22 protein-coding genes are annotated in these 23,242 nt (G+C 41.3%); 3 read left to right on the top strand and 19 right to left on the bottom strand.

All coding sequences use genetic code 11. The annotated features are described in order from the left end of the window. Positions 1 to 103 precede the first annotated feature (103 nt). From ilvD to ACHOLT_RS10040, 5 genes are all read right to left on the bottom strand, one after another. The gene (ilvD, locus tag ACHOLT_RS10060; protein WP_425807764.1) at positions 104 to 1,729 is read right to left on the bottom strand and encodes a dihydroxy-acid dehydratase; all 1,626 of its coding nucleotides are present in this window, start codon (positions 1,727 to 1,729) and stop codon (positions 104 to 106) included. Further along, complete coding sequence (locus tag ACHOLT_RS10055) at positions 1,726 to 3,276, bottom strand: gluconokinase (RefSeq protein ID WP_425807761.1); 1,551 nt, start codon at positions 3,274 to 3,276, stop codon at positions 1,726 to 1,728. The genes ilvD and ACHOLT_RS10055 overlap by 4 nt, the downstream gene beginning before the upstream one ends. A gap of 150 nt (positions 3,277 to 3,426) precedes the next feature. Next, complete coding sequence (locus ACHOLT_RS10050; RefSeq protein WP_425807758.1) at positions 3,427 to 4,284, bottom strand: MurR/RpiR family transcriptional regulator; 858 nt, start codon at positions 4,282 to 4,284, stop codon at positions 3,427 to 3,429. Between the two features lie 61 nt (positions 4,285 to 4,345). Continuing rightward, a complete protein-coding gene (locus ACHOLT_RS10045) occupies positions 4,346 to 5,374 on the bottom strand; it encodes a PucR family transcriptional regulator (RefSeq protein ID WP_425807755.1) in 1,029 nt (342 codons plus the stop codon). A 128-nt stretch (positions 5,375 to 5,502) separates the two neighbouring features. Next, complete coding sequence (locus ACHOLT_RS10040) at positions 5,503 to 6,627, bottom strand: ABC transporter ATP-binding protein (RefSeq protein ID WP_425807752.1); 1,125 nt, start codon at positions 6,625 to 6,627, stop codon at positions 5,503 to 5,505. Between the two features lie 425 nt (positions 6,628 to 7,052). On the opposite strand from ACHOLT_RS10040, the gene ACHOLT_RS10035 reads away from it, so the two are divergent. Then, a complete protein-coding gene (locus ACHOLT_RS10035) occupies positions 7,053 to 7,517 on the top strand; it encodes a hypothetical protein (RefSeq protein WP_425807749.1) in 465 nt (154 codons plus the stop codon). A 42-nt stretch (positions 7,518 to 7,559) separates the two neighbouring features. Here ACHOLT_RS10035 and ACHOLT_RS10030 read toward each other — a convergent pair whose 3' ends face one another. The 3 genes from ACHOLT_RS10030 to ACHOLT_RS10020 are packed head-to-tail and all read right to left on the bottom strand — an operon-like array spanning position 7,560 to position 9,215. Beyond that, complete coding sequence (locus tag ACHOLT_RS10030; protein WP_425807747.1) at positions 7,560 to 7,694, bottom strand: hypothetical protein; 135 nt, start codon at positions 7,692 to 7,694, stop codon at positions 7,560 to 7,562. A gap of 34 nt (positions 7,695 to 7,728) precedes the next feature. Beyond that, positions 7,729 to 8,364 carry a cyclodeaminase/cyclohydrolase family protein gene (locus ACHOLT_RS10025; protein ID WP_425807744.1) on the bottom strand — a complete coding sequence of 212 codons (636 nt, stop codon included), beginning with the start codon at positions 8,362 to 8,364 and terminating at the stop codon, positions 7,729 to 7,731. After that, entirely contained in the window at positions 8,364 to 9,215 is an 852-nt protein-coding gene (locus ACHOLT_RS10020; protein WP_425807741.1) for a bifunctional 5,10-methylenetetrahydrofolate dehydrogenase/5,10-methenyltetrahydrofolate cyclohydrolase, read from the bottom strand. The genes ACHOLT_RS10025 and ACHOLT_RS10020 overlap by 1 nt, the downstream gene beginning before the upstream one ends. 170 nt (positions 9,216 to 9,385) lie before the next feature. On the opposite strand from ACHOLT_RS10020, the gene ACHOLT_RS10015 reads away from it, so the two are divergent. Then, positions 9,386 to 9,721, top strand: a complete 336-nt coding sequence (locus ACHOLT_RS10015) for a thioredoxin family protein (RefSeq protein WP_425807739.1) — start codon at positions 9,386 to 9,388, stop codon at positions 9,719 to 9,721. A gap of 101 nt (positions 9,722 to 9,822) precedes the next feature. On the opposite strand, the gene ACHOLT_RS10010 is transcribed toward ACHOLT_RS10015, so the two are convergent. From ACHOLT_RS10010 to ACHOLT_RS10000, 3 genes are all read right to left on the bottom strand, one after another. Further along, positions 9,823 to 10,047 carry a MoaD/ThiS family protein gene (locus ACHOLT_RS10010; RefSeq protein WP_425807736.1) on the bottom strand — a complete coding sequence of 75 codons (225 nt, stop codon included), beginning with the start codon at positions 10,045 to 10,047 and terminating at the stop codon, positions 9,823 to 9,825. A gap of 22 nt (positions 10,048 to 10,069) precedes the next feature. Further along, positions 10,070 to 11,794, bottom strand: coding sequence for an aldehyde ferredoxin oxidoreductase family protein (locus ACHOLT_RS10005; protein WP_425807733.1), 1,725 nt, complete (start codon positions 11,792 to 11,794; stop codon positions 10,070 to 10,072). A gap of 108 nt (positions 11,795 to 11,902) precedes the next feature. Continuing rightward, on the bottom strand, positions 11,903 to 12,532 hold the full coding sequence (locus tag ACHOLT_RS10000; protein WP_425807730.1) for a GyrI-like domain-containing protein: 630 nt from the start codon (positions 12,530 to 12,532) through the stop codon (positions 11,903 to 11,905). Between the two features lie 114 nt (positions 12,533 to 12,646). Between ACHOLT_RS10000 and ACHOLT_RS09995 the strand changes: the two genes are divergently transcribed. After that, positions 12,647 to 12,820 carry a hypothetical protein gene (locus ACHOLT_RS09995; RefSeq protein ID WP_425807727.1) on the top strand — a complete coding sequence of 58 codons (174 nt, stop codon included), beginning with the start codon at positions 12,647 to 12,649 and terminating at the stop codon, positions 12,818 to 12,820. Positions 12,821 to 12,845: 25 nt separating this feature from the next. On the opposite strand, the gene ACHOLT_RS09990 is transcribed toward ACHOLT_RS09995, so the two are convergent. From ACHOLT_RS09990 to ACHOLT_RS09955, 8 genes are all read right to left on the bottom strand, one after another. After that, positions 12,846 to 13,436, bottom strand: coding sequence for a DUF1697 domain-containing protein (locus ACHOLT_RS09990; RefSeq protein WP_425807726.1), 591 nt, complete (start codon positions 13,434 to 13,436; stop codon positions 12,846 to 12,848). Positions 13,437 to 13,750: 314 nt separating this feature from the next. Continuing rightward, positions 13,751 to 15,139, bottom strand: coding sequence for an NADPH-dependent glutamate synthase (gene gltA, locus ACHOLT_RS09985; RefSeq protein ID WP_425807724.1), 1,389 nt, complete (start codon positions 15,137 to 15,139; stop codon positions 13,751 to 13,753). A 2-nt stretch (positions 15,140 to 15,141) separates the two neighbouring features. Continuing rightward, complete coding sequence (locus ACHOLT_RS09980; RefSeq protein ID WP_425807722.1) at positions 15,142 to 15,987, bottom strand: sulfide/dihydroorotate dehydrogenase-like FAD/NAD-binding protein; 846 nt, start codon at positions 15,985 to 15,987, stop codon at positions 15,142 to 15,144. Between the two features lie 167 nt (positions 15,988 to 16,154). Then, the gene (locus ACHOLT_RS09975; RefSeq protein ID WP_425807719.1) at positions 16,155 to 17,987 is read right to left on the bottom strand and encodes an acyl-CoA dehydrogenase; all 1,833 of its coding nucleotides are present in this window, start codon (positions 17,985 to 17,987) and stop codon (positions 16,155 to 16,157) included. Between the two features lie 294 nt (positions 17,988 to 18,281). After that, positions 18,282 to 19,220: a 3-hydroxyacyl-CoA dehydrogenase family protein gene (locus tag ACHOLT_RS09970; protein WP_425807717.1), complete on the bottom strand. Its 939-nt coding sequence runs from the start codon at positions 19,218 to 19,220 to the stop codon at positions 18,282 to 18,284. Between the two features lie 97 nt (positions 19,221 to 19,317). Further along, positions 19,318 to 20,340, bottom strand: coding sequence for a ketopantoate reductase family protein (locus ACHOLT_RS09965; protein ID WP_425807986.1), 1,023 nt, complete (start codon positions 20,338 to 20,340; stop codon positions 19,318 to 19,320). Between the two features lie 65 nt (positions 20,341 to 20,405). After that, positions 20,406 to 21,629, bottom strand: a complete 1,224-nt coding sequence (locus tag ACHOLT_RS09960; RefSeq protein ID WP_425807714.1) for an MFS transporter — start codon at positions 21,627 to 21,629, stop codon at positions 20,406 to 20,408. A 126-nt stretch (positions 21,630 to 21,755) separates the two neighbouring features. Further along, positions 21,756 to 22,724 (bottom strand): phosphotriesterase family protein, encoded by a 969-nt coding sequence (locus ACHOLT_RS09955; RefSeq protein WP_425807985.1) that lies wholly within the window; start codon positions 22,722 to 22,724, stop codon positions 21,756 to 21,758. Between the last annotated feature and the right edge of the window lie 518 nt (positions 22,725 to 23,242).

Below are 23,242 nucleotides of genomic sequence, written 5' to 3'. Positions count from 1 at the left end.
ATGATATTCATGAAAATATATTCAATATTTATGACAAAGTATTAAATTTTTACAAAAGCTTGGTTTTGTCTTATTTATAAAATAAATTTCTTTGCATCACTCTTTACTGTTCCTTGAAGATAGCCCCTAAATTTGCAGAAGAAACTTTATGAGCATAACTCTTTAAATAAGGTGAAGCTTGCTTTTCAAGGGGAAGAAATTTTGCCCGGCGTTCTTTAAGGATTTCAGAGGAAACCTGAAGCTGAAGTTCACGCTTCTCCATATCAATCAAAATAATATCTCCATCTTCAACTAACCCGATGATTCCACCAGCAGCTGCTTCCGGTGATATATAACCGACAGATACCCCGCCTGATGCTCCCGAAAATCTTCCGTCGGTTAGGATCGCTTTGCCGCCTCGAACCTGCAAAAATTCGGTGACGCGGTGGAGCTCTCTCATCCCCGGCCCTCCTGCCGGTCCTTCATAACGAACGACAAGAATCTCATCAGTATCAACTTTTTCAGCTGCAAGACACTCTTCCTCGGAATTAAACACTCTTGCCCTTCCCTTAATTAATGTTTCTTCTCCGGCGATGGCAGAGCGTTTTAATAATGCTCCGTCGGGAGCTAGGTTTCCATGAAGAACAACCAGTCCTCCTTCAGTCTGAAGAGGATTGTCCAGTGAATGGATTAACTCTCCAATTGTCGTGACTTGGCTCAGATTATCCTTCATTGTCTTTCCCGTTACCGTCATCTGGTCCGTGTTCAGCAGCGTTTCCAAACGTTTCATGACAGCAGGCGCCCCGCCTGCTCGAAAAATATCAATCACCGTATGTTCTTGATCATTTGGAACGACAGCTGTAAGCAATGGAGTCGAACGGCTCAGAAGATCAAAATCCTTCAAGGAAAGTTCCACACCCACTTCTTTTGCCAAAGCAAGTAGATGCAAGACCCCGTTCAATGATCCGCCGATGGCCAGCAAAACGCGAATTGCATTTTCAAAGGCTTCTTTGGTCAATATCTTTCGGGGCAGTAATTCTTCTTTAACCATCTGAACGGCGCGAATCCCGCTCTCTTCCGCTATCTTGAAGCGCAGCGAACTTTGAGCAGGAGCCAGCCCATTTCCCGGTAAAGCTAACCCCAAAGCCTCAGTCAATATCCCCATTGTGTTTGCTGTGCCTAAATAAGGGCAAATACCCGGACCGGGATAATAGCGGAGCGTTTCCTCAACTAATGTCTTTTCATCGATTTCCCCGCGCATAAATTTCTGCCGAGCCGCTTTTGATTCATGCGGTTTAATTTCCGGAATGTTTGGGCCTGCGGTTAACATGATACTCGGTAAGTTTAAACGCGCAGCCGCCATGAGCAGAGCCGGCACGATCTTATCACAGGAGCCCATAAGAACCATGCCGTCAAAAATCCCATGGCTGTTAATCATGGTTTCCACAGAATCCGCGATAAGCTCACGGCTGGGTAAAACATAGTTCATTCCGCAATGTCCTTGGGTAATTCCATCACAAATCGCAATTGTATTAAATTCCAGGGGTGTACCCCCTGCTTGATAAATTCCCCGTTTAACATGCTCGGCTAGTTCACGCAGAGGAGAATGGCCCGGAACGATTTCATTCCAGGTATTAACTACCGCAATAATAGGTTTGTCAAGATCTTCATAGCGCGCACCCGCAGAGCAAAGATGAGCCTTGGCAATGGCACGCTGAAAAGGAGGAAGGTGATTCAATCGGTTCGTCATTTGTTACAGCCTCCCTTAGCAAATTCATTAAGTTTCTCGAACTGAGTCTCTCCAAGATGAATTAAATCCTTAAAAAGCGCATAACCCGACTGATAACGTTTCTTGTAAGCAGGGTTTGGTTTTTTAACCTCGGTTACTGGAATAAGCTTGGCACAGTCCTCGAGCGATTGTATCTGTCCAAGAGCATACCATGCCAAGAATGCCCCGCCTAAAGCAGATCCCTGGGTATGCTTCGGTATTCCCAGGGGACTTCCTAAAATATCGGTAAGAATCTCTGCCCAGACCTTGGATTGAATAAAGCCACCCGTCGCACGAATTTCATGGGCAGGTCCGGCCAGACCTTCCAAAAGCTTAACGACTGAATTTAGCTGATAGCTGATTCCTTCCAAAACTGCCCGCATTAAATGACCGCGCGTATGGGTCAGCCTTAATCCCCAAAAGCTGCCTGAAACATCTTCACGCCATAACGGCGCGCGTTCTCCTGTAAGATAGGGTAAACAGAATAACCCATCTGAGCCTGGAGCAACAGCACTTACTTCTTTGTTTAATACTTCATAAAAATTTTGGGTTTGCTCAGGCGACGAGGCCAGTTCCCGATTTGTCTTAATCTCAGGAGCAAAAAGAGATTCCAGCCAACGCAGCAGAATCCCGCCGTTATTAATCGGTCCGCCGATAATATAATGGTCATGATCCACTACATAACAAAAGAGACGGCCTTGAGGATCAAGCTGCGGCTTTCTAACCATTTGGCGGGCTGCACCGCTTGTGCCGATTGAAAGAGCAAGCGAACCGGGAACTACCGCCCCTACCCCTAAGTTTGCCAAAGCTCCGTCACTTGCTCCGGCTATTATTCTCGTATTCTCAGGAAGACCTAGTCTTTGAGCGAGGTCTCGGCCAATAACGCCGACACAATCCGTGGTTTTAACAAGACGAGGAAGCTGTGCTTGAGTAACTCCGCACCAAGCGAGCGCCTCTTCATCCCACATCCGATTCTTTAGATTATAAAGCCCTGTAGCCGAGGCTAAAGACTCATCAATTAGCCATTCACCGACAAGTGCATGGATGAGATAGGCTTTTAAATCTACCCAAAGTTTAACTTGCTTAAAAAGCTCCGGCTGACTTTCCCGAAACCAAGTTAACTTTAAAAGGGAAGACATTGCGTGAATCGGAGTTCCTGTTCTTTGATAAATCTCCAGTCCCTTTTGCTCAGCTCTTAACTGGCTAGCCCACTTTTGAGCTCTTTGATCTGCCCAGGTAAGAAAACGTGTTAGAGGCTGTTCTTGATCATCAAGACCCATAAGGGCATGCATTGCTGTACTTAGAACCAGAACTTTTGGCTTTTGATCGACTTGGTTGAGTACTTCCCGAATCGCTTCTTTGAAGGCCTGAAGCACGTCTTTTGGATCCTGTTCAACCCAGCCTGGATGAGGTTGAACAAGAGGGTATCCGCAGCTTTGCTCTGCTACCAGCTCTGCCTGGTCATTGAAAATAGCCGCTTTAACGCTTGAGGTCCCAACATCGACGCTTAATATCCATTCCCGTTCCATTCTCCTGTCCCCTTATGATAAAAATTTTCTCTATTACATAACTATTTCAAAATTATTTTCAAAAGTCTCATATTAAAAGCCCTCTGCAGAAACTTTGGGCTTAGGTTTTAACTTTACGAAAGCTTATCAAATTATTTATAAAATTGCTTTCTAAAATCTTTTTCGAGAAATCACTTCCCTGATCTTCTGAAGGTTATCAAGAACCATATCCTGTCTTAATAAAGAGACCCCAACAAACAAAGTATCAATTATGCTTAATTGCGCAATCCGAGAAGACATTGCTTCACTGCGAAAATGTGATTCTCTGCTTGAGGAAATCAGGCAAATATCGCTCACCTTGGTTACCGGCGCTTTGGGATAGTTGGTTAGGCAAATCGTCAAGGCACCTGCCTCCCTAGCTGCTTTCAAGGACTCAACGATATCCTTGTTGCTCCCGGAATGACTGATTCCAAAAGCAACCCCTTTCGGGCTGAGGAGTCGTGCCGAAATCACTTGCAAGTGAGGGTCGGTTAGAGCGATACAAGGGATTCCCACGCGCACAAATTTATGATAAGCATCCATGGCTACAGGAGCCGAACCTCCGAGACCATAAAATTCAATTCGTTCAGCCTCATGGAGTGCTTTTACCGCTTTTTCCAGACTTTCTTCATGAATGAGCTTAAGCGTATCCTGCAGTGCCTCAATATTTGAGTGAAATACTTTTGCCGCAATTGTGGATAAACTATCCTTTTGGGTAATTTCCTGATGAATATTTGCTAAAGGCTCAACCAACTCACTGGCTAAAGAAATTTTAAAAGCCTGATAACCTCCGTAGCCTAAGCGCTTGCATAAGCGAAAAATCGTTGCTTCGGCACATTGAGCCAATTCCGCAAGTTCTGTAATCGAGAGATGAATAATTTGCTGGGAATTTTCCAGGATATAGTTTGCAACTCGCCCTTCGGCCGAGGTTAACGATGGGAGTATCCCTCTGAGGCGAGGTAAACATCCTTGTAAACGAGAATGAACCATCTATTTTTGTCCTGCCTTTCTCTTTCTTTTCTCACGAACCTATTCTCGTTCTCTGCTTCGTCTAATAGCGCATATGCTTTTTTAACCATATCGCAAGAAAAAAGTACACAGCTCCCGTGAGCTGCCTGGGATTATGACCTGTCAGCTCTGTGATTCGGTCAATTCGATAGGTTAACGTGTTACGATGAATAAAAAGCGCCTTTGCTGTATCGCTGATGCTTAAATCATGTTCAAGAAATTCAATGAGTGTTTCAAGAAGCTCATCCGATAAAACACCTAACAGCTTCTCTATATACTGCTCTGCCGTTGACTTCTGTAATGTACTATACAACGCTGAAAAACCTGTCTTCCACGAAGTCAATCCAGGGGCTCCTGCAAAAAAGCGGGCATGAAGTTTGGCCAGCGCTTTAACTTCAAGATAACCCTCCCATAAATTGTTCTGAGCGGGCTCTCCAATAAGTACTACTGTCGAAACACCTAGCTCATCAGCCAAGAGAGAATAAACCTCCTGAATTATTTCCTCCCCCTGAGCTTTCAGCCTATGATCTGACAGGCTTAAGGCCTGGATAGGAATCCAAAGCAAAAGGCCCTGTTCATAGCACCAGCTTACCTGAGCATGAGGATAAAGATTGGATAATACTTGCTGAACTTTTGGGTGCCAAGGTGTGCATTGAACATAAGCCGGAAATCCTGGTTCAAGAATAGGCAGCTGATATAACGATGCTCGTCTTGTAAATTCCGCCTTATCCCACTGCTCTTTCACTCCTTTTTCCATTAGCCTTTCCCAGGTCCATAGCTCCTGAGCCGGGTTCATCCAAGTTTGAGAGACCAAGTCCTTATACATCTCCAAAGCCAATACCTCTAAAAGTTTTAGGGTCATGCTGTCGGGTTCGGCAGGCTTTGTCCATGCTAAATACAAAGCAGGATCATTGTTATTTCCTGAAACTTTAACCTGAAAAGGAACGAGTTTTCCTCTTTCAGCAGTTATCTCCTGCTTACACAAAATGATTAACCCTGTTTTCTGAGTTATTTGCTTCGCCAGTTCCTGCAAAAGGTCCTCTTCAGCTTTCATAGGCTGAATTTCAGTCATTCTCGTTCCCACCACCGTTCCAATTCTTTCTTATTCATTCTATCATGCTTTTAAACGGTGTAAAGCTTAGGGGAACCCGCTCCTTTTTGAAAGCAGATTCCCCGATCGAGCGAGAAATAACGCCTATATCAATAGTTTGGTTTATAGTCTGGACGATGGATTACTTCTTGAGTTTCAGCATCAAAGTAACGTGCTAAGCTCATATCAAAAGCAATTTTATGTTGCTGCAGCACTTTAGCTGTACTATTTGCACCCACTCGGGCGATAACGTTTTCGCCGTCTAAAGTGAAATAAACATAATTCTCAGAACCCATCGGTTCAACCACATCAACCTTAACATTCACTGTCCAATCTAGGTGTGCTTCAAGGAATGCCACATCATCATGAATTGCCTCAGGCCGAATGCCCAGAATGATTTCTTTACCGATATACTGTGCTAGAGCCTCTCTTCTTTCAGGAATGGGCGGAAGGGAAAAATCAGAACCGATAACTTTAAGCTGCCCCTCTTCCTCCACAAGCCGAACTCTTAGGAAATTCATCGATGGAGATCCGATAAATCCAGCAACAAACATATTCCGCGGATGATTATATAAGTTCATCGGGGTATCTACCTGCTGAATCCGTCCATCTTTCATAACAACAATTCGATCACCCATCGTCATGGCTTCCGTTTGGTCATGCGTAACATAAACCATCGTTGTTTGCAGACGGTGGCGCAGTTTCGAGATTTCAGCCCGCATTTGCACGCGTAATTTAGCATCTAAGTTGGAAAGAGGCTCATCCATCAAAAAGACTTTAGGTTCACGCACAATAGCTCGTCCTAAGGCAACTCTCTGCCGTTGACCTCCCGAAAGGGCTTTTGGCTTACGATCCAATAAATGCTCAATATCTAAAATTTTAGCTGCATCCTTAACTCGTTTATCAATTTCGCCTTTCGGAATCTTTCTTAGCTCGAGCCCAAAAGCCATATTTTGATAAACCGTCATATGCGGATAAAGCGCATAACTCTGAAAAACCATGGCGATATCCCGATCTTTAGGAGGAACATGATTAACCAGCTGGTCACCAATATATAGTTCACCGCTGCTGATTTCTTCAAGCCCGGCAATCATCCGAAGCGTTGTCGTTTTACCGCAGCCCGAAGGTCCTACAAAGACCAAGAATTCTTTATCCTTAATTTCAAGGTTAAAATCATGAACGACGACATTTTTATCGAATTTCTTCACTACATTTTTAAAGACAAGTCCAGCCAAAATGATCTCTCCTTTTATTTTTAATATCTTTCTTTTTCCTTGAAAATGAAATTTAATTTAATTGCTTTGTTGCTGTAAATTTAGTGTAGCAAAGAAAATAGGACTAAGCCATTGACAGAATCCACAAATTACATATGCAATTTAACGAAAAGCTCCTTATTTATCAACATGCAAGAACTTAAAAAGTAAGCTAGACAGCAAAAACAGCAGATATTTAAATCTGCTGTTTTTGCTGTAGTTAGTATTAAAAAATGATAGCAATAGACTGGAGGAAATAGGAATAAGAATATTGAAATGATAAAGAACCAATACATGAGTATTTAAAACGGATTATGAAAAAGCAGTCTTGTATTTAAGTCGAAAGATAATTAATAGTATGACAACATAATAATACTTTTTTCTTAATAAAAGAAGTGGAGGAGAATATGAAAAAACGATATTTCATTTTACTATTTTTGATTGTTATATTTTTTGTGAGTTCTTCTAATTTTAAGTTTTCCAAGCTTCCAAATACTTACCCCTCTATGAATGTGCAATATAATGGTGAAAGTTTTGAAACATCAATTAGCGGTTCTGTATGGGGTAACGAAAAAGGCGAAGAAATGAGTAAAGGGGAAGATCTGCTAGTTTTATATAAAAATACTAAACCGATTGAGGTCAAAGCAGGCGAGGTACTTAAACTTAACTTCTCGTATGCTAAAAAAATAGACACATTAAACATTTTGATGGCACAAAAATTAGACGATACCTTTGTTTTTAATAAGATTGAGTCTCCACAAAACTTTGACCTGATAACTCCAAACCAAAAAGGCGAATACATTTATACAGTACATGCAATTTGGGATCAAAAACACGGAGTAACTTATTTCTTTAAAATTGCTGTTGACTAATTAAACTATAACGATATTAAACAGCCACGATTCACTTAAAAATCATGGCTGTTTTTGGGGGATTTTTAACTTCTTAGAGTTAATTCTATAAACCGTTCCACTTGTTCCGATAACCGCTGTAATTTCACCGGCTAGAGCCATTGGTTTATCCTTACCCTCAAGATTCGATAGAATCATATAAGTGGATTCCCCTTTTGTTGGACTAAAAATCTTACAATCGGCTTTGAACAACTTGAACAGTTTCCGTTTTTATCTTTTCGGCTTCCTTAAAGAGCCTTTCGCGTTCTATCTTGACCTGCGCTTGATATTCTTCATTTTTAATCTGAGGCAAATTGATATCCGCGCTCAGCATAGCCGCCTTCAGAGCACTTTCACCTAAGTAAGCAGCAACGCCGACATCACTGATGGCTCCTTTATTGCCAATCGGAGCTAACGCCTGAGCTAACTTTATGACTGTAAAACAATTTTGGGCAATTCCTAAAGGAGTATCTGTAGCGGAGATAAGAACCTCCTGCAGCTTTTCCGTACGCTTTATTTTTTGCTCTTCTGTGTCTTTCGGTAATTTGAGTACAGCCATAAAATTAGAAAACTCCGCAATATCCTGAGTCAGTCCTGTTTTTAAATCATTCATCAAACGTTGCGCTTTTCCCAGGATTTCTTTAACTTGGGGCTCAACATCCTTATATTTTTCTTTTCCTACTGTTAAATTCGCAACCATACAGACCATAGAGGCAGCTAATGCGCCAACGTAAGCAGCGATACTTCCCCCGCCTGGTGTAGGTGCTGAACTTGCTCCCTGAGCTAGGAATTCGTCAGTAGTCCATTTCCAAACATCTTGTTCGGTCATCAGACATTCCTCCTTTGGAGATCAAGCCCTTTCAGAACATTCTTCATAATAAGGGCTGTTGTTAACGATCCCACTCCGCCAGGAACAGGAGAAATTAGGCTTGCCTTTTCCTTCACTGCCTCAAAATCGACATCCCCGCAAATCCCGTCAGGAGTTTCATTGATACCTGCATCGACGACGATAACTCCCGGTTTAACCATATCTTCCTTAATCAGGTTAGCCTTGCCCACTGCAGCAACCACAATATCCGCTTGTCGGGTAAAGGAGCCTAGATCAGGAGTCTTGGAATGACAAATCGTAACTGTTGCATTATGCTTAAGAATAAGGAATACAAGCGGCTTGCCGACGGTTTCCCCGCGACCCACAATAACAACATGCTTACCCGCAATTTCAACTCCCGAACGGAGCAAGATTTCGACACAGCTTTGCGGTGTTGCCGGGAAAAGCCCTTCTTCACCGCTCATAATAAAACCGCGGTTGATCGGATGCACTCCATCCACGTCTTTGTCCGATCGAACAGCGGACATCACGCTCTCCTTGGAGATATGTTTAGGAAGGGGTAATTCGATCATGATGCCATGAATCTGCTCATTATCATTCAACAGCTCAATTAAAGAAATAAGTTCACCTTCCGCAATATCGGACGGAAGTGTATGAAGTTCAAAACTAATTCCTAAATTCTCGCTAACTTTTTGTTTTGATCTTGCATATACAACGGAGGCCGGGTCTTCGCCTACAAGAATCACAGCGAGCTTAGGCTGTACTCCTTTAGATTTCCATTTTAAGACTTCATCCTTAATTTCCTCTTTAAGAACCTTAGCTATAGCTTTGCCATCCAGTAAATTGGCCAAACCCTTTCACTCCTCTTTATCTCATTATCTATCTATTTATGGTTACTATTCTCTTTAAGCTGAAATAATTCCTGTGACATAACAAATGTTCTAAAATTTACTCTTTTTCCGCCCTTTTAAACCTTCTTAAGGAGTTTTATTTTTTTCATTTCTGAGAAAACTAAAGATCAATGAGCAAGAAAGGATGTATGTCAATGATTAAGGAAATAACTTCGGGCAAATTACCTGCCGTTTTAAAAAGTCCCACTCCGGTTGTACTTGAATTTGGGACTTCTAAGTGTCCTGACTGCCAAAAATCGCAGTCAATAGTCGATCACCTTTCCGCTGACTATGACGATAAAGTTGAAGTCTATTATGTCGATGTCGATAAGGTTCCGGAAGTCCAGGAATTGTATGAGGTCAGCGATCTTCCAACCATGATTCTTTTTAAAGAAGGCAAACCCCAGGATAAACTGGTTGGGCCGCATTCTGAGCAAGAAATCAACAACTTTTTTAGGCAGGAATAAAAGATTAAAATTAAAGGGGTAAATATGAAGGGGAAAGTGCGTTTCCAGGTCGTAGAAGCGCACTTTATAATTCGCAATATGTTTACTCTTTTTGCCTATTCTCACATTCCGCCAACCGGCGGTGAAAAGGCTATTCTATCTCCATCCTCTAAAACCTGACCGAATTCTGCCTGACAGTTGTTAACAAAACAAACAGCCACATGTTCTAAAGGCAGATTACATTTTTTGATCACATCAATCACCCGGCTGTTCTCCTCAAGTTGGGTCTTTTCCTGTTCAAACCGACCTTCACGCAGATCACCGAAAAGCTTTACATCAACTTCCATCAGATTATCCTCCTCGCTGGACTTAATATTCGAAAACCTGATCGAGCTCTTCACCGCTAAAGTCCCAAATTGCGTTATGCGGAGGGACTGGTTCTTCAAAAAATTCCGGCAGCCTATCATCCTTGCTTGAAAAGCCTGCTTCTATGTTGAAATTTCTTTCCATTCTCAGTACAGATCTTCCTAGGTTAAGCCAATCATTAACCGTCCAGTTTGTCCCGTATTGAGCGTTAATCATATCAATGACAGCATGAGAAACGGGTTCATAGTCCATTATAGCGAAGGCTGTAAAAACACAAAGGCCTGCGCTGTCGATGGCGGCCGTAGCAATTTGCAGGTTCTTTGACAGCTCTACCTGCCCTTCCTTTGATAACGGATCAATGTGTCCGCCCACTTTTAAAATGTTTGTAGCAACAGAGTACCCCGCCGTATGATCGGCACCCATAGGTGTGGTAGCATAGGTTACGCCAATCCCTTTTACCGCTCTCGGATCATAGGCTGGCATTGTTTGGCGCTTTACAGTAGGGATACGCGTTATCCCAAAGGCTTGTCCGGCATAACTTGCTCCATTGCCCAAAATTCGGCCTAAATAGGTTCCTTCTCTAATCTCGTCTTTGAGTAATTTAACGATCCCATGGCCATCTCCCCATGGGACAATACCCGCCTCCATAGCTATCATCATGCTTCCGGCAGTTTCAATCGTGTCTATTCCAATATCATCGCAAATATTATCTACATGAGCAATGATGTCAAGATCATCAACCGTACACCCTGCTCCAAATCCCCATATTGTTTCATACTCGAAACCAGACGTCAGATATCGATTGTCCTTATCATTGTAAGTTTGAGAACAGCGAATAATACATCCTGCATGGCAGCCATGAGTTGGGTCACCTTTTCTGCTCATAATTGTATCGTACATTGTTTCTCCGCTGATCTTTTCTGCACTCTCAAATTGGCCCATCCGAAAATTCTTTGTAGGAAGGCCTCCTGCTTCATTTAAAATGTTCATCAGGACATTCGTTCCATATTTAGGCAAAGCATTGCCGCTTACAGGGTGGCTCAACAATCCTTTATTAAAGATTTGAGCTGCATTCTTAAATTTCTCTTTATCCTGAATCGTAATTCCTGCGCCGTCATTATCGTCAAGTGTGATAAATTTAATTCTTTTAGAGCCCATGACAGCGCCAAGCCCGCCCCTCCCAGCACTGCGGATATGTCCTTTCGGATCTTTAACCGAAATATTGGCCATAGACATTTTATACTCTCCTGCCTGACCTATGGTTATTACTCCCGTATTTTCACCATATCTTGCCGTAAGAGTATGGATAATCTCATAATTGCCCTTGCCTAGAAGTTCGTTTTCTTCCTTAATTTCTACTCCGTCCTTATGAATATGAAGCGTATACCATTTATCGCCTTTCGGGATACCCTCGACAATCAAAGCCTTAACGCCCAGCTTGGCCAGTCTTTGAGCTGCTGTTCCGCCGGCATTGCTCTCTTTGATTCCTCCAGTTAAAGGACTTTTTGCCCCAACAGACAGCCTTCCTGAATTTCCTGCCATAGTTCCGGCAAGCAAGCCAGGAGCAAAAACCAATTTGTTTTTACTTCCTAAGGGATGACAGGTTGGCTCAACCTCTTTCGATACAATGGCTGAAGTTAACCCTCGTCCGCCAAGCATCTTCCACTCTTCAGGAACTTCTTCTTCAACAAACGTGAGATTTGTCATATTAACGCGATAGATCTTCAACTTAACTACCTCCCGTGAACTCTATTGAGTTATACTCTTCCAGCTAGATTCACATAGGAGTATTATTTTGCATTTGAACATATCGTATTCTTATTCAAGTAATTTAATTCAGGATAATCCTGGCTTTACTTGACATCTTAAAACAGTTTTTAACTTTGCTGGTTCAACTTTTCTGGCATCAGAAAGATAGATTTCTCGATGCCGCATGGAAAGTCTTTCAAGATTATTTTCTATCATAAATTTCTTCATCAATTCAAAAGTTTGGGGTTCATTATCATACGAACCTACATGAAGCATTTGTACAGACAAACCATCCTCAAATGTACCGAAAGTTACTTCATTTAATAATGGATGGGGTTTCTTCTTTCTAACACTTTCAAACGCTCTCTTCACTACTTCATCAGTTGTAAAATCAGGTTGTCGTATCATAATCGTATATAACAGTTCATTCTTATCCAGAACACTCAATCTTTTTCCTTCATCTGTCAAGTCCCATATTCCCTCAAGTGGATAAACTGTATATTCAAAATATCCCTCCGGAGTATATCCTTGCTTCGGCATCATTCTTACAGCATACGCTAAGGAATAAAGGACTCCAATCTTTTCTGCGAATTCTTCACTATTAGGATTTCCTATTCCCTTTATCATAAAGAATTTCTGTTCCGGAACTGTTACAAGTTCAGGCTTTTGTTTTGGCATATATAAACTTTTCTCTTCCTTTTTCCATTCGTATTTCATTGGCCATTACTCCTTTATTTCTTTAAATATTGAATAACAAATTATTCCCCACCCAAAGCTACAGCTTGTACCATCTCTAGCTCTCTTGCATATTTTAATTAGGGGAGGATAGATATGAATGCAGATTTATTATTTGATAAGTTAAAACAGATATTACAATTCGTTGAAGCTAAAGCAAATAAGCCCCTTGATAATTACAATTATGAAACAAGACTCTGGAGCAAAGGGTATAGGAAAGCCATGATTACAACCAGAGATTTTATCTGGAGAATCCTTAATTGGAACTAAATAGAGAATGAGGAATTGATTATAATTATTCCTCATTCTCGTGGACAGATTCCGTTTGTTTTTCCATCACTTGCGCTAACTCAGCGAGCTTGTTGATCGTTTTCCAGTTACGCACAGTTACTGGAACATCCAACTGATAAAGATTATTAGCAAGCTTTGAATCACGGATACTATGACGGAATAAAAGAAATATATCGCATCCAACGATTCTATATTCATCGTTTTTACTTTTAAAAGCATTTAAATATTCAAGCTTTTCTTCCAGAGGAGCATGTGACAACAGTGCAATATATTGACTCTCGACTTCTGATGATGACATAGCATCAATTACTTCCTCCTCCGAGAATGGACAGTTCTCAATAATCCTTTCCAAATCTGAAGCTGTTCTTAAAACTACTGTAACTGAAAACCCAAAAATCTCCTTAATTTTTCTTTCAAGTTTCCTCTGCAGAAATTCCTCCTTTTGATTTGATTTGAATAGTACATTACCGCTTTGAATATATGTTTGCACCTCACGAAGTCCAATTGCTTCAAATGCTCTTTTTAAGTCAGCCATCTTAATAATATTTTTTCCACCTACATTAATACCCCTAAGAAGTGCTATGTAAGTTGTCATGATCTAAACTCCCCTCATTCGAGATAAATCTTATTTTTTCGTTTTGTGTTCTGCCTTTTTTAAAAGGCAGCGGCTTATCAAAATTGTAAAATATATTCATCAATTGATCTAGGCGTTATTTTATTTTCTTCCATGATTTGTCCTTTCAAACCTGAACTGAATCTTTGTATAAACCATTTCTTTATATATTATCGTAAATTTGCGCAATTGATCTTATACAAAGAGGGATGACATTTTTGTCATCCCTCGATTACGTTAAAACAAGTTACAAACTGCTATTCTGTACTATTTAATTACTGTCATAACTAATCTGCTTATTTCTGTTTCAGATAATTATCCATCGCTGCCGCAGCCTTTTTACCTGCGCCCATAGCCAGGATTACGGTTGCCGCACCTGTCACGATATCTCCGCCCGCAAATACTCCTGGGATTGATGTTTCCAAGGTTTCTTCCTTGGCAACAATATTCCCCCGCTTGTTAAGTTCGAGACCTTCTGTCGATTTTGTAACCAGCGGATTAGGCCCTTGTCCAATCGCCACAACCACAGTTTCAACCGGAATCTCAAATTCCGAACCCGGAATAGCAATTGGAGCGCGGCGGCCGGATGCATCAGGTTCACCCAGCTCATAACGCAGGCAGGTTAAGGCGCGAACACTTCCTTTTTCATCGCCTTCAATGGAAACAGGGTTCGTCAGCAATTGGAACTTAATTCCCTCTTCTTCAGCATGCTCCAACTCTTCATGACGAGCTGGCATTTCCGCACGAGAACGGCGATAAACAATATTGACTTCCTCTGCGCCTAAACGCAAAGATGTGCGTGCAGCATCCATCGCCACATTGCCTGCTCCGAGTACAGCAACACGTTTGCCGACTTTGACTGGAGTGGAGTATTCAGGGAACTTATAGCCCTTCATCAGGTTCGTCCGGGTCAAGAACTCGTTGGCAGAATATACTCCGTTTAGATTTTCTCCCGGGATGTTCATAAAATGAGGCAGACCTGCACCCGTTCCGATAAAGACCGCATCGAAACCATTTGCCATCAATTCCTGGACAGTGGTCACTTTACCGACGACCTGATCCGTCAGAATCTCTACTCCCATCGCTTGGAGATTGCGGATCTCGGTTTGCACGACATCCTTCGGAAGACGGAATTCAGGAATACCATACATTAGAACACCGCCGGCAACATGGAGGGCTTCAAAAACCGTAACCTGATGTCCGGCTTTAGCTAAATCTCCTGCACAGGCCAAGCCCGATGGACCCGCTCCGATAACTGCAACTTTTTTTCCGGTACCCTCCGGTTTATCGAACTTTGGTTGACCATTTTTCAGCTCATAATCAGCAACAAAACGTTCAAGACGTCCAATTGCAACTGATTCTCCTTTAACCCCTAAGACGCATTTCGATTCACATTGTGTTTCCTGCGGGCATACCCGACCACAGACAGCAGGCAAAGAGTTTTTTACTTTGAGTACTTCGGCAGCGCCTAAGAAATCGGACTCAGCCACTTTACCGATAAAATCAGGAATTAAAACATTGACAGGGCAACCCTCACGGCAGCGAGGTTTTTTGCATTGCAGACACCGCTGTGCTTCCTCAACCGCTGTTTCTGTTGTATAGCCAAGAGCGACCTCTTCAAAGTTGTGAGCACGAACTTGAGGCTCTTGACAGGGCATTTCATGACGCGGAACTTTTAAAGCCATTTTTATTTCTCCTTTCCGCAATCACAGGTTTTACTGATTTTTGCGCGTTCTTCTTCGTCTTTATAGAAAGCTAAACGTTTCATCGCCAAATCAAAATCCACTAAATGCCCGTCAAATTCAGGTCCGTCAACGCAGGCAAACTTAGTTTGATCCCCCACGCTGATACGACAGGCACCGCACATTCCTGTCCCGTCCACCATGATCGGATTCATGCTGACAATCGTCTTAATTCCCAGCGGACGTGTAAAATTCGCAACGGATTTCATCATGATCACCGGTCCGATCGCCCAGCACGCATCCACTTTTATCCCTTGATCGAGAATATGGGCCAAGCCGTTCGTCACAAAGCCCTTGACGCCCATGCTTCCATCATCCGTGGTTACGACAACTTCATCACTGATCGCTCGCATTTCTTCTTCAAGAATAAGCAAATCTGCGGTCTTGGACCCGATGACCGAAATAACTTTGTTACCCGCCTCTTTTAAAGCACGCGCAATTGGATAAACCGGAGCCACGCCTAGTCCCCCACCGATACAAACGACGGTGCCATAGTTTTCGATTTCCGAGGGAACTCCAAGCGGTCCTACAAAATCCTGGAAGAAGTCTCCTTCATCCATCTCATTGATTAGCCCTGAAGAATATCCGACATTTTGAATAACGATGGTAATCGTGCCCTTTTCCCGATCAAAGTCCATGACTGTAAGCGGAATCCGTTCCGCCTTTTCATCTTTGCGGACAATTATGAACTGACCTGGTTGAACTTTTTTTGCTACATTAGGGGCTTCAACTTCCAAAAGAACGATGGAAGGCTCAGCCGCCAGCTGTCTCCTTTTCACTACCCGGTACACGAACACTCCTCCTTAAGAAATCTATATAAAATTTTTTAACTTTCTAAATAATTCGTGATATAGCGACAATATCCTGCCTAGTTTAAATACAACTTAAATTAAGAAAATAAAAAAACTAAAGAACACTTCTTGCTACGGCAGCACAGATTCTAATATTTTTCAACCAATTAACCTAAACTTTCTTCATCGATATCTATAGCAGTGGTATCACCGATCTCAAATACTTTACGTATTACAGCTATCTCAGGCAAAACGTTCTTAGTATAAAAACGGGCGCTGGCAATTTTTCCTTTATAGAATTTGGCATCAAAATGATTTTCACCGAGTTCTTTTAACTTCTTATCAGCCAACATTCCCTGATCCATAATCAATCTTGCACAGTAAAGCATCGATGATGCATGAAGAATTCGCGTCGAGAATAAAGGCATCATCTGGGTTTTACCTTCTTGCATATATTTTTGCAGTTGCTCAATGATCGCTTTAAAATTTTCATACGCATCCATCAAAATTTTAAACTCAAGCTCAAAGCCGGCTGCGTCTTTATGATTTTCAATAAATGTACTGATATCTTTCATCCAATTCTTAAATACACGGCCCTTGTTCATACTAAATTTGCGACCCAGCAGATCAAGAGACTGAATAAAGTTCGTTCCTTCCCAAATTGAAGAAATCTTTACGTCACGTGCTACTTGCTCAACCTGGTACTCCTTAACATAACCATATCCGCCGTGAACCTGAATAGCATCTGCAATATTCGTCCATGCCATATCTGTGGCATATGCCTTGCACATAGGATTGCTGATTTGGAACATTCCATCAGCAAATTCACGTTCCTCAGGGTCTTCACTATCATGTGAGAGGTCAAGATAATAACAACTCTTTAGGATCAAGGCTCGAATAGCCTCTGCATAGGATTTTTGTATCATCAGCATGCGACGGATATCCTCATGTTCAATAATGCGTACTTTCGGACCTTTAGGATCGGTAAACTTGTTGCCCTGAACTCTAATTTTGGCATATTCGCGGGCAAGAAGGAATCCTTCGGATATCGCAGCAAGTCCCTGAACTCCAGTATTTAAACGTTCTTCATTCATCATAGTAAACATTTGGGCAATTCCTTGACCTTTACCGCTTTCATCGGGTGGATTACCAATAATATATCCACGGCAATTATCATTCTCACCATATGACAACGCACAAGTGGGGGAGCCGTGTTGACCCATTTTTTCTTCAATTCCGGTAGTTATTACATCATTAAATTCACCCAAGCTGCCATCATCATTTACCCAATATTTAGGGACAATGAATAATGACAAACCTGCTGTGCCCGGGCGGGCGCCTTCAGTCCGTGCCAATACCAGATGTATAAAATTTTCACAGATATCATGGTCACCAGCTGTGATAAATATTTTGCTGCCTTTAATTTTATATACCCCTTGTTCGTCCGTAGCATAAGCCTTAGTTACATTAGCACCAACATCTGAACCAGCTCCTGGTTCGGTCAGATTCATTGTTCCAGCCCACTCACCCGAAAACATTTTAGGAAGAAATTTCTCCTTTAGGAAGTCACTTCCGTATTGCTGAATAACAGAACATGCACCAGAAGATAATCCCCAAAAAGCAGTAAAAGGTGAACAGGCATGAAGAAGCATTTCATAATTGCCTTGTACTATAGTAATAGGAAGGTGTCCCTCAGCTTCTCGATCGGCATTTGATGCTCCTAAACCTGAATCGTTAATCGTTTTAAAGGCTTTTTTAAAAGAATCCGGTGTAATAACCTTACCATCAACAAACTTAACTCCGATTTTATCCGAATCATCGTTAACCTTTGCAATTTCGTCCCGGCAAATTTTATAGGTTGTATCAAAGAGAGGATCAATATCCTCCTTGGAATAATAATCGCTGTAAGCTGAAAAAGATAATAATTTATCCATATCCAGCCATTCTTTTAAAACAAATTTAAGGTCCCTTAAGTCATACAAAAAAGTTTTCCCTGCCATTCCATTTCCTCCTAACATTGTTTTCTAAAATATTTTTAAACTTTTCTGACATTATAGAGTGATCGTTCGCTCTACTTTAGATTATATTACATTTTTAAATTCAAGTACATATGCGAATTGATGAAAAATAAACATTTATATATGCTCTTTTTAACTGGAATAGCTCTAAACCGAAATAGATTATTTCATTGGTGAGTGCTAGATGTCATAATTTGAAAATAATCATAAAGACAACTAACACTCACCGATAAAGTTTGCTAATAATTGGCTCAACAACTGCATATTTCAAAGTCTCTATAGTTCTTTTACAGCTTTTATCATTTTTATTATTTTAGCACCGCGTTCGTTAATAAAATCTTGAATAGTAGTATTTGAATAATCGTATACGCCTTTGCCTGATTTTAAACCTAAGGTTCCTTTGGCAACCATATCAGCAGCATAGGGGTTCCCGTCAGTGTTATTGCATAAAGATTTATATACATCACCTGATACTGTATTAATTAAATCCCAGCCGACCAGATCCTTCAAGGCCATAGGACCTTCAAAGGAGTAGCGAATACCATTTGTTCCTCGAATAGCCGTATCAATATCTTCACCAGTAGTCCAGCCCTGGCTTATCATATAACAGCATTCCCGTGTAAGTGCATTATCTAGGCGGTTTACTATAAAACCAGGTATATACTGCTTAATTAAAGCCGGTTCTTTTCCCATTCCTTTTAACAGAGTTTTTACTTTCTCAGCTATTTCACTCGAAGTATCAGGGCCCATTACAATTTCTACTAGAGGCATAATAAAGGGTGGGTTAAACCAATGTGTAATAATAAGGCGCTCTGGATGCGATACTTTGGCAAATTCAAATATATTTGAAGCAGATGTATTACTGGCCAATATGCAGTCCTGACTGCATAATTTATCAATTTTGATAAAAGTATCGCGTTTAACTTCGGGGTTCTCAAATACAGATTCCACAATTAAATTGGCTAGTGGTGCGCTCTTTTCGAAACCGACTTCATATGTGATCAATGTTCGGGTTCTTTCTGCATCTGCCTCAGTTACTAAGCCTTCTTTTAGTAAATTTTCCATGTTAGCGGCAATTGATTTCTTGGCTTTATCAAGTTGTTCCTGCTTAATATCAGAAAGAGTAACCTGAAATCCGTTTGTTGCAAATACCTGTGCTATACCATGACCCATAGCACCTGCACCCACTACTAATACTTTCCAGTTTTCAAACATATTTGTAGGCCTCCTTATACATTTAAACAGAACATATCACAACGAAATATAAATTTATAAAATCAGATTTTCTGCAGTGATATGAATTATTCTCTATTTACTCAGTCGGGAGTTTTGGCAAAACAATCAGATCAACATTAGACGGATCTATTTTAAGTTTACCGGCAGCCATAGCATGAACTAAAGTCATGACCTGTGCATTAACCGGTGTGGGCACTCCATATTTATAACCCATTTTACATTGCATTCCGTTATAGGTAGTATCTATTTCAGGATATCTGCCGGCTTCAATATCATAGAGCATTCCAGTTCTGATATTTCGGTGAGGTTCTGATTCTATAAGCTTTGGTATTGCAGCATTTAATTCTTTCTCCGTAGTGAATGCCAAATTAGCGAAATCCGCTCCCTGGAATATTTCTACAGTAACTCCTGCCGCTTTAGCGATAGCCATAGATTCATTCATAATATAAGCTGAGCATTTGATTGCATGAGGATTATCAAGGACATCACCAAAAGGACCTGCAACAATCGCAGACATACCGCTGAAGCAGCAGTTGGAAGTCCATTTGGCCCAACGCATACCGATCAAATTAGTAACCATATGAGCTGTTCCGGCGTGAGATAATATATCCGAAATCATTTTAAGGCGTTCGGTAATTTGACCATCCTGTTCGCCAATTTCAAAGATCATAAGGTCCGCTGGGGATGTGAGCTTCGAAACTCCTGGTTCCACATAGGTTGCGCCCCAGCCGGTTATTTGGCCAACTACTCTCTCTTTGCCGATTACGTCATTTAAATTTTGTTCCGGCATACCATTTTGTCCCGTTACCAAAATTCCATTCGGTTTAAGCCATTTGGTGATATAAGGTAATGCCGATCCATCATAGGTACTCTTGGTCAGGTAGAACATTAGATCGTAATGTTCGGTCATTTGATCTGGGGTAAGTGCTTTTACTGGCTGAACCAGGTCCATCCCACCAATTACTTTGGCTCCCTTTTCATTAAGGGCTTTTACGTGAGCTTCATTAACATCAATTAGATCAATATCATATCCATTTTTGGTTAATAGAGCCCCAAGAATTGTTCCCAAAGAACCAGCCCCGTAAACTGCCATCTTCATCACTGATTTCCTCCTTATTTCAGGAGGCGCCTAACCCTGGCGCCTCCTACTCATCTATTTTTTAATTAATTAGAGACTGCTTGCTTTGATTCAGTAGTCTTTAAATATGTGCCCTTTCTGCCCAACTCCGGCAAAATCCAGGTGCAAACACCCACAAGTACCATACATACTGTAGCAAGTCCAAACATTAAAGCAAAATTATTACCCGAAATCGGGGCAATAATGAAAGAAGGAATACAAAATGCACCGGCAAGCATGAGGCAGTCGATAATTCCGCCGGCACTGCCATGCGCTTCCTTGGAAACCTCCGGTAAAACTACAGGGTAGACCATAAAAAACGGAATAGCTCCACCTAATAAAAACCCGGTAATGAGAAGAATTGGCCACAGCATCGTTTCTGAAGCACTCCAGCCAAAGTTGATACCGATTGAGCCTACGACGCATGCGAACATAAATGGTTTCATTCTGCCGACCTTTTCAGCCCAAATTGGAGCAAGCAAATTGCCGAATGTGTTGCCCAGGAATATCATGGATGACAGCCAACCGGCCTGAACCGGACTAATTCCACTTACTACATTAAGTGCGTTGGCAAGGTTACCAGCGAAGATCATGAATCCGCCCCAATAAAAGAAGCATGCAAAACCAGCTACCCATACATATTTACTTCTTGCAGCTTGACCGATATATTTGGTGACAGATTCAGGAGCCGCAGCCGGTGCACCCACGGGGTGATTTTTGGCCAGTATATACCATAAAACTGTAGAAATAGCTAGTAGTATACCGACAAAAACATAAGAGGCTTTTGCAGTTGGGAACATAGCCCCTGTAGCCATGCCTAAAAACATGCCTGCTCTGCAACCGGCATAATAAATTCCAAGTGCTGTAGGAACTTCTTTATCCTCAAACCAAGCTCCGACTATTTTACCAATGTTGGAATTTAAAGCCATTACGCCTACTCCAGATAACATCATAAGGATAAAATATGACATAAAATCATAACACATATAACGGAAGGTCGTTCCAATTACGCCAATAATTAAGCCTATACCAACAACTGATTTAACACCAAAGCGATCTGCTAAAGCCCCTATGGGAATGCCTAAAAAAATGTTAGGGAACATGGGAGCAGACATGATCATCGCAAATGCAGCCATGTTCAAGCCTAAAGCAGGGATAAGTTCAAAGGCCCGAGCTGCAACGACGAATTGGGCGTAACAGCTTAAAGCTGCTGCTATAGAAACTATACCTAATATTATCCAACGATATGATGTCGTTTTTGAATTATCCATAAATGCACTCTCCTATTTCATCATTTAGGAAATAGAACAACCGTGAGTCTAATTTGTACAGATCTTCACTTATATGCATACAAAAACTCTTGTCTTAAGCATTGTTTCAATAGTGATTTATGAATTTTAACCAAAAATGCTTCTGGGGTTCTTCACCATTATTTTTTCTATCTGTGCATCTGTCACGCCCATTTTCTTTAAGCCAGGCAGGATAACTTCTGGGATCCTTGCTATATGGGCATTAGCCATCATTTCTGCAAGGGCTGGAGGAAAAACTACAGGTCTCCCCAACATAACATTTACGGTATCATGAGAAAACATAATCTTATCACCGTATCCAAGTGCAATCAATGCTACTGCAAGTGCTTCCCTGTCGATGTCTCTTGGTGCTCCTAAGAAGTTCTCAAGCCCGAATCTGTCAAAGCCGATGAATACTCCTTGATCGAGCACTTTAGTCGCATATTGTATATTAGTGTTTCCGCACATATGCCCGATCATGATTTTATTTGGATCAGCTCCTTCGGAAATCAGCAATTCTGCCTGTTCCGGACCCATTGTTCCTTCCTGGGTATGGGTGATAATAACAACTCCAGTTTCCCTCTGAACCTTGGCTGCAGCTTTGAAAAACATCTTTTCATAATCGGTAATGACACCTTTGCTAGACGCCAGCTTTATTACTCCTGCTTTAATTCCTGTTCCTTCTATTCCCTCAGTGACTTCCTTAAGCATTGTCTCATAAATCTCTTTTTCCCCGTCACCAAGTGCATTCCGGAATTTAAAGTACGCAGGTGCTCCTTCGCCTTCATAATAATAGCCGGTCGCGCAGATAATGTTCACTCCAGATGCTTCAGATACTTCCTTCAAAATTGTCACATCTCTGCCGCAATCATTGGGGGTTGCGTCGACTACTGTTTGAACTCCATGAGCTTTAGCACGTTTTGCAGCATCTATGCTTATTTTAAGTGCTTCGTCTCTGTTAAAAGGTCCAAATGTCTTGTCTCCTGCGAAACCCGGATACCCAAAAACAAAATGTTCATGCATTAAGGTTTGTCCTAGCTGATCCGATGCAATCGGTCCCGTAACTGTGTTTACCATTTTTACCACAAAAATCACCTACTTCCCATAAATTTTTTAAGCGATAAAAATCTTTGTTTTTCTCACAACCTTTCTTGTTTTTAATTTCCCCACGCTGTAAATCAAACACATCCTTATTTGTTGCAATAATTGTGCCATTTAAAAATGTTCCGGTTTATGGGCTAGTATTTTGAGCATGAAACAAAAATCTATAACTATGAAAAATTGTGTCCCATTTTGAGTTTCACGGGACACAATAGATGTAGTGTGTCCCATTTTGAGTTCATGGGACACAACAAAATTTTTATAAATTTTCTCCTCTGCATATAATTATTTAGCCTAACAGTCAGTGATATATAGATATCTCTGCATCTTCAGTGAGGCCTTCCAATACCCCCGTTTTAAACTATACCGACCCATAAGCTCTTTTTCTAATTTTAGATACAGTATTGATTTTCGCATTTAATTTACAGGCGTGGGGACACCTAAAGATACGATGCTTATTCTGGCTAAATTCAAACATGTTCTTCCTTGAGAAG

This window comes from Desulfitobacterium nosdiversum, assembly GCF_049860565.1.
Lineage (GTDB): Bacteria > Bacillota > Desulfitobacteriia > Desulfitobacteriales > Desulfitobacteriaceae > Desulfitobacterium_A > Desulfitobacterium_A nosdiversum.
The sequence above is the reverse complement of the archived record's forward strand: the minus strand, read 5'-3'. Positions and strand labels throughout refer to the sequence as shown.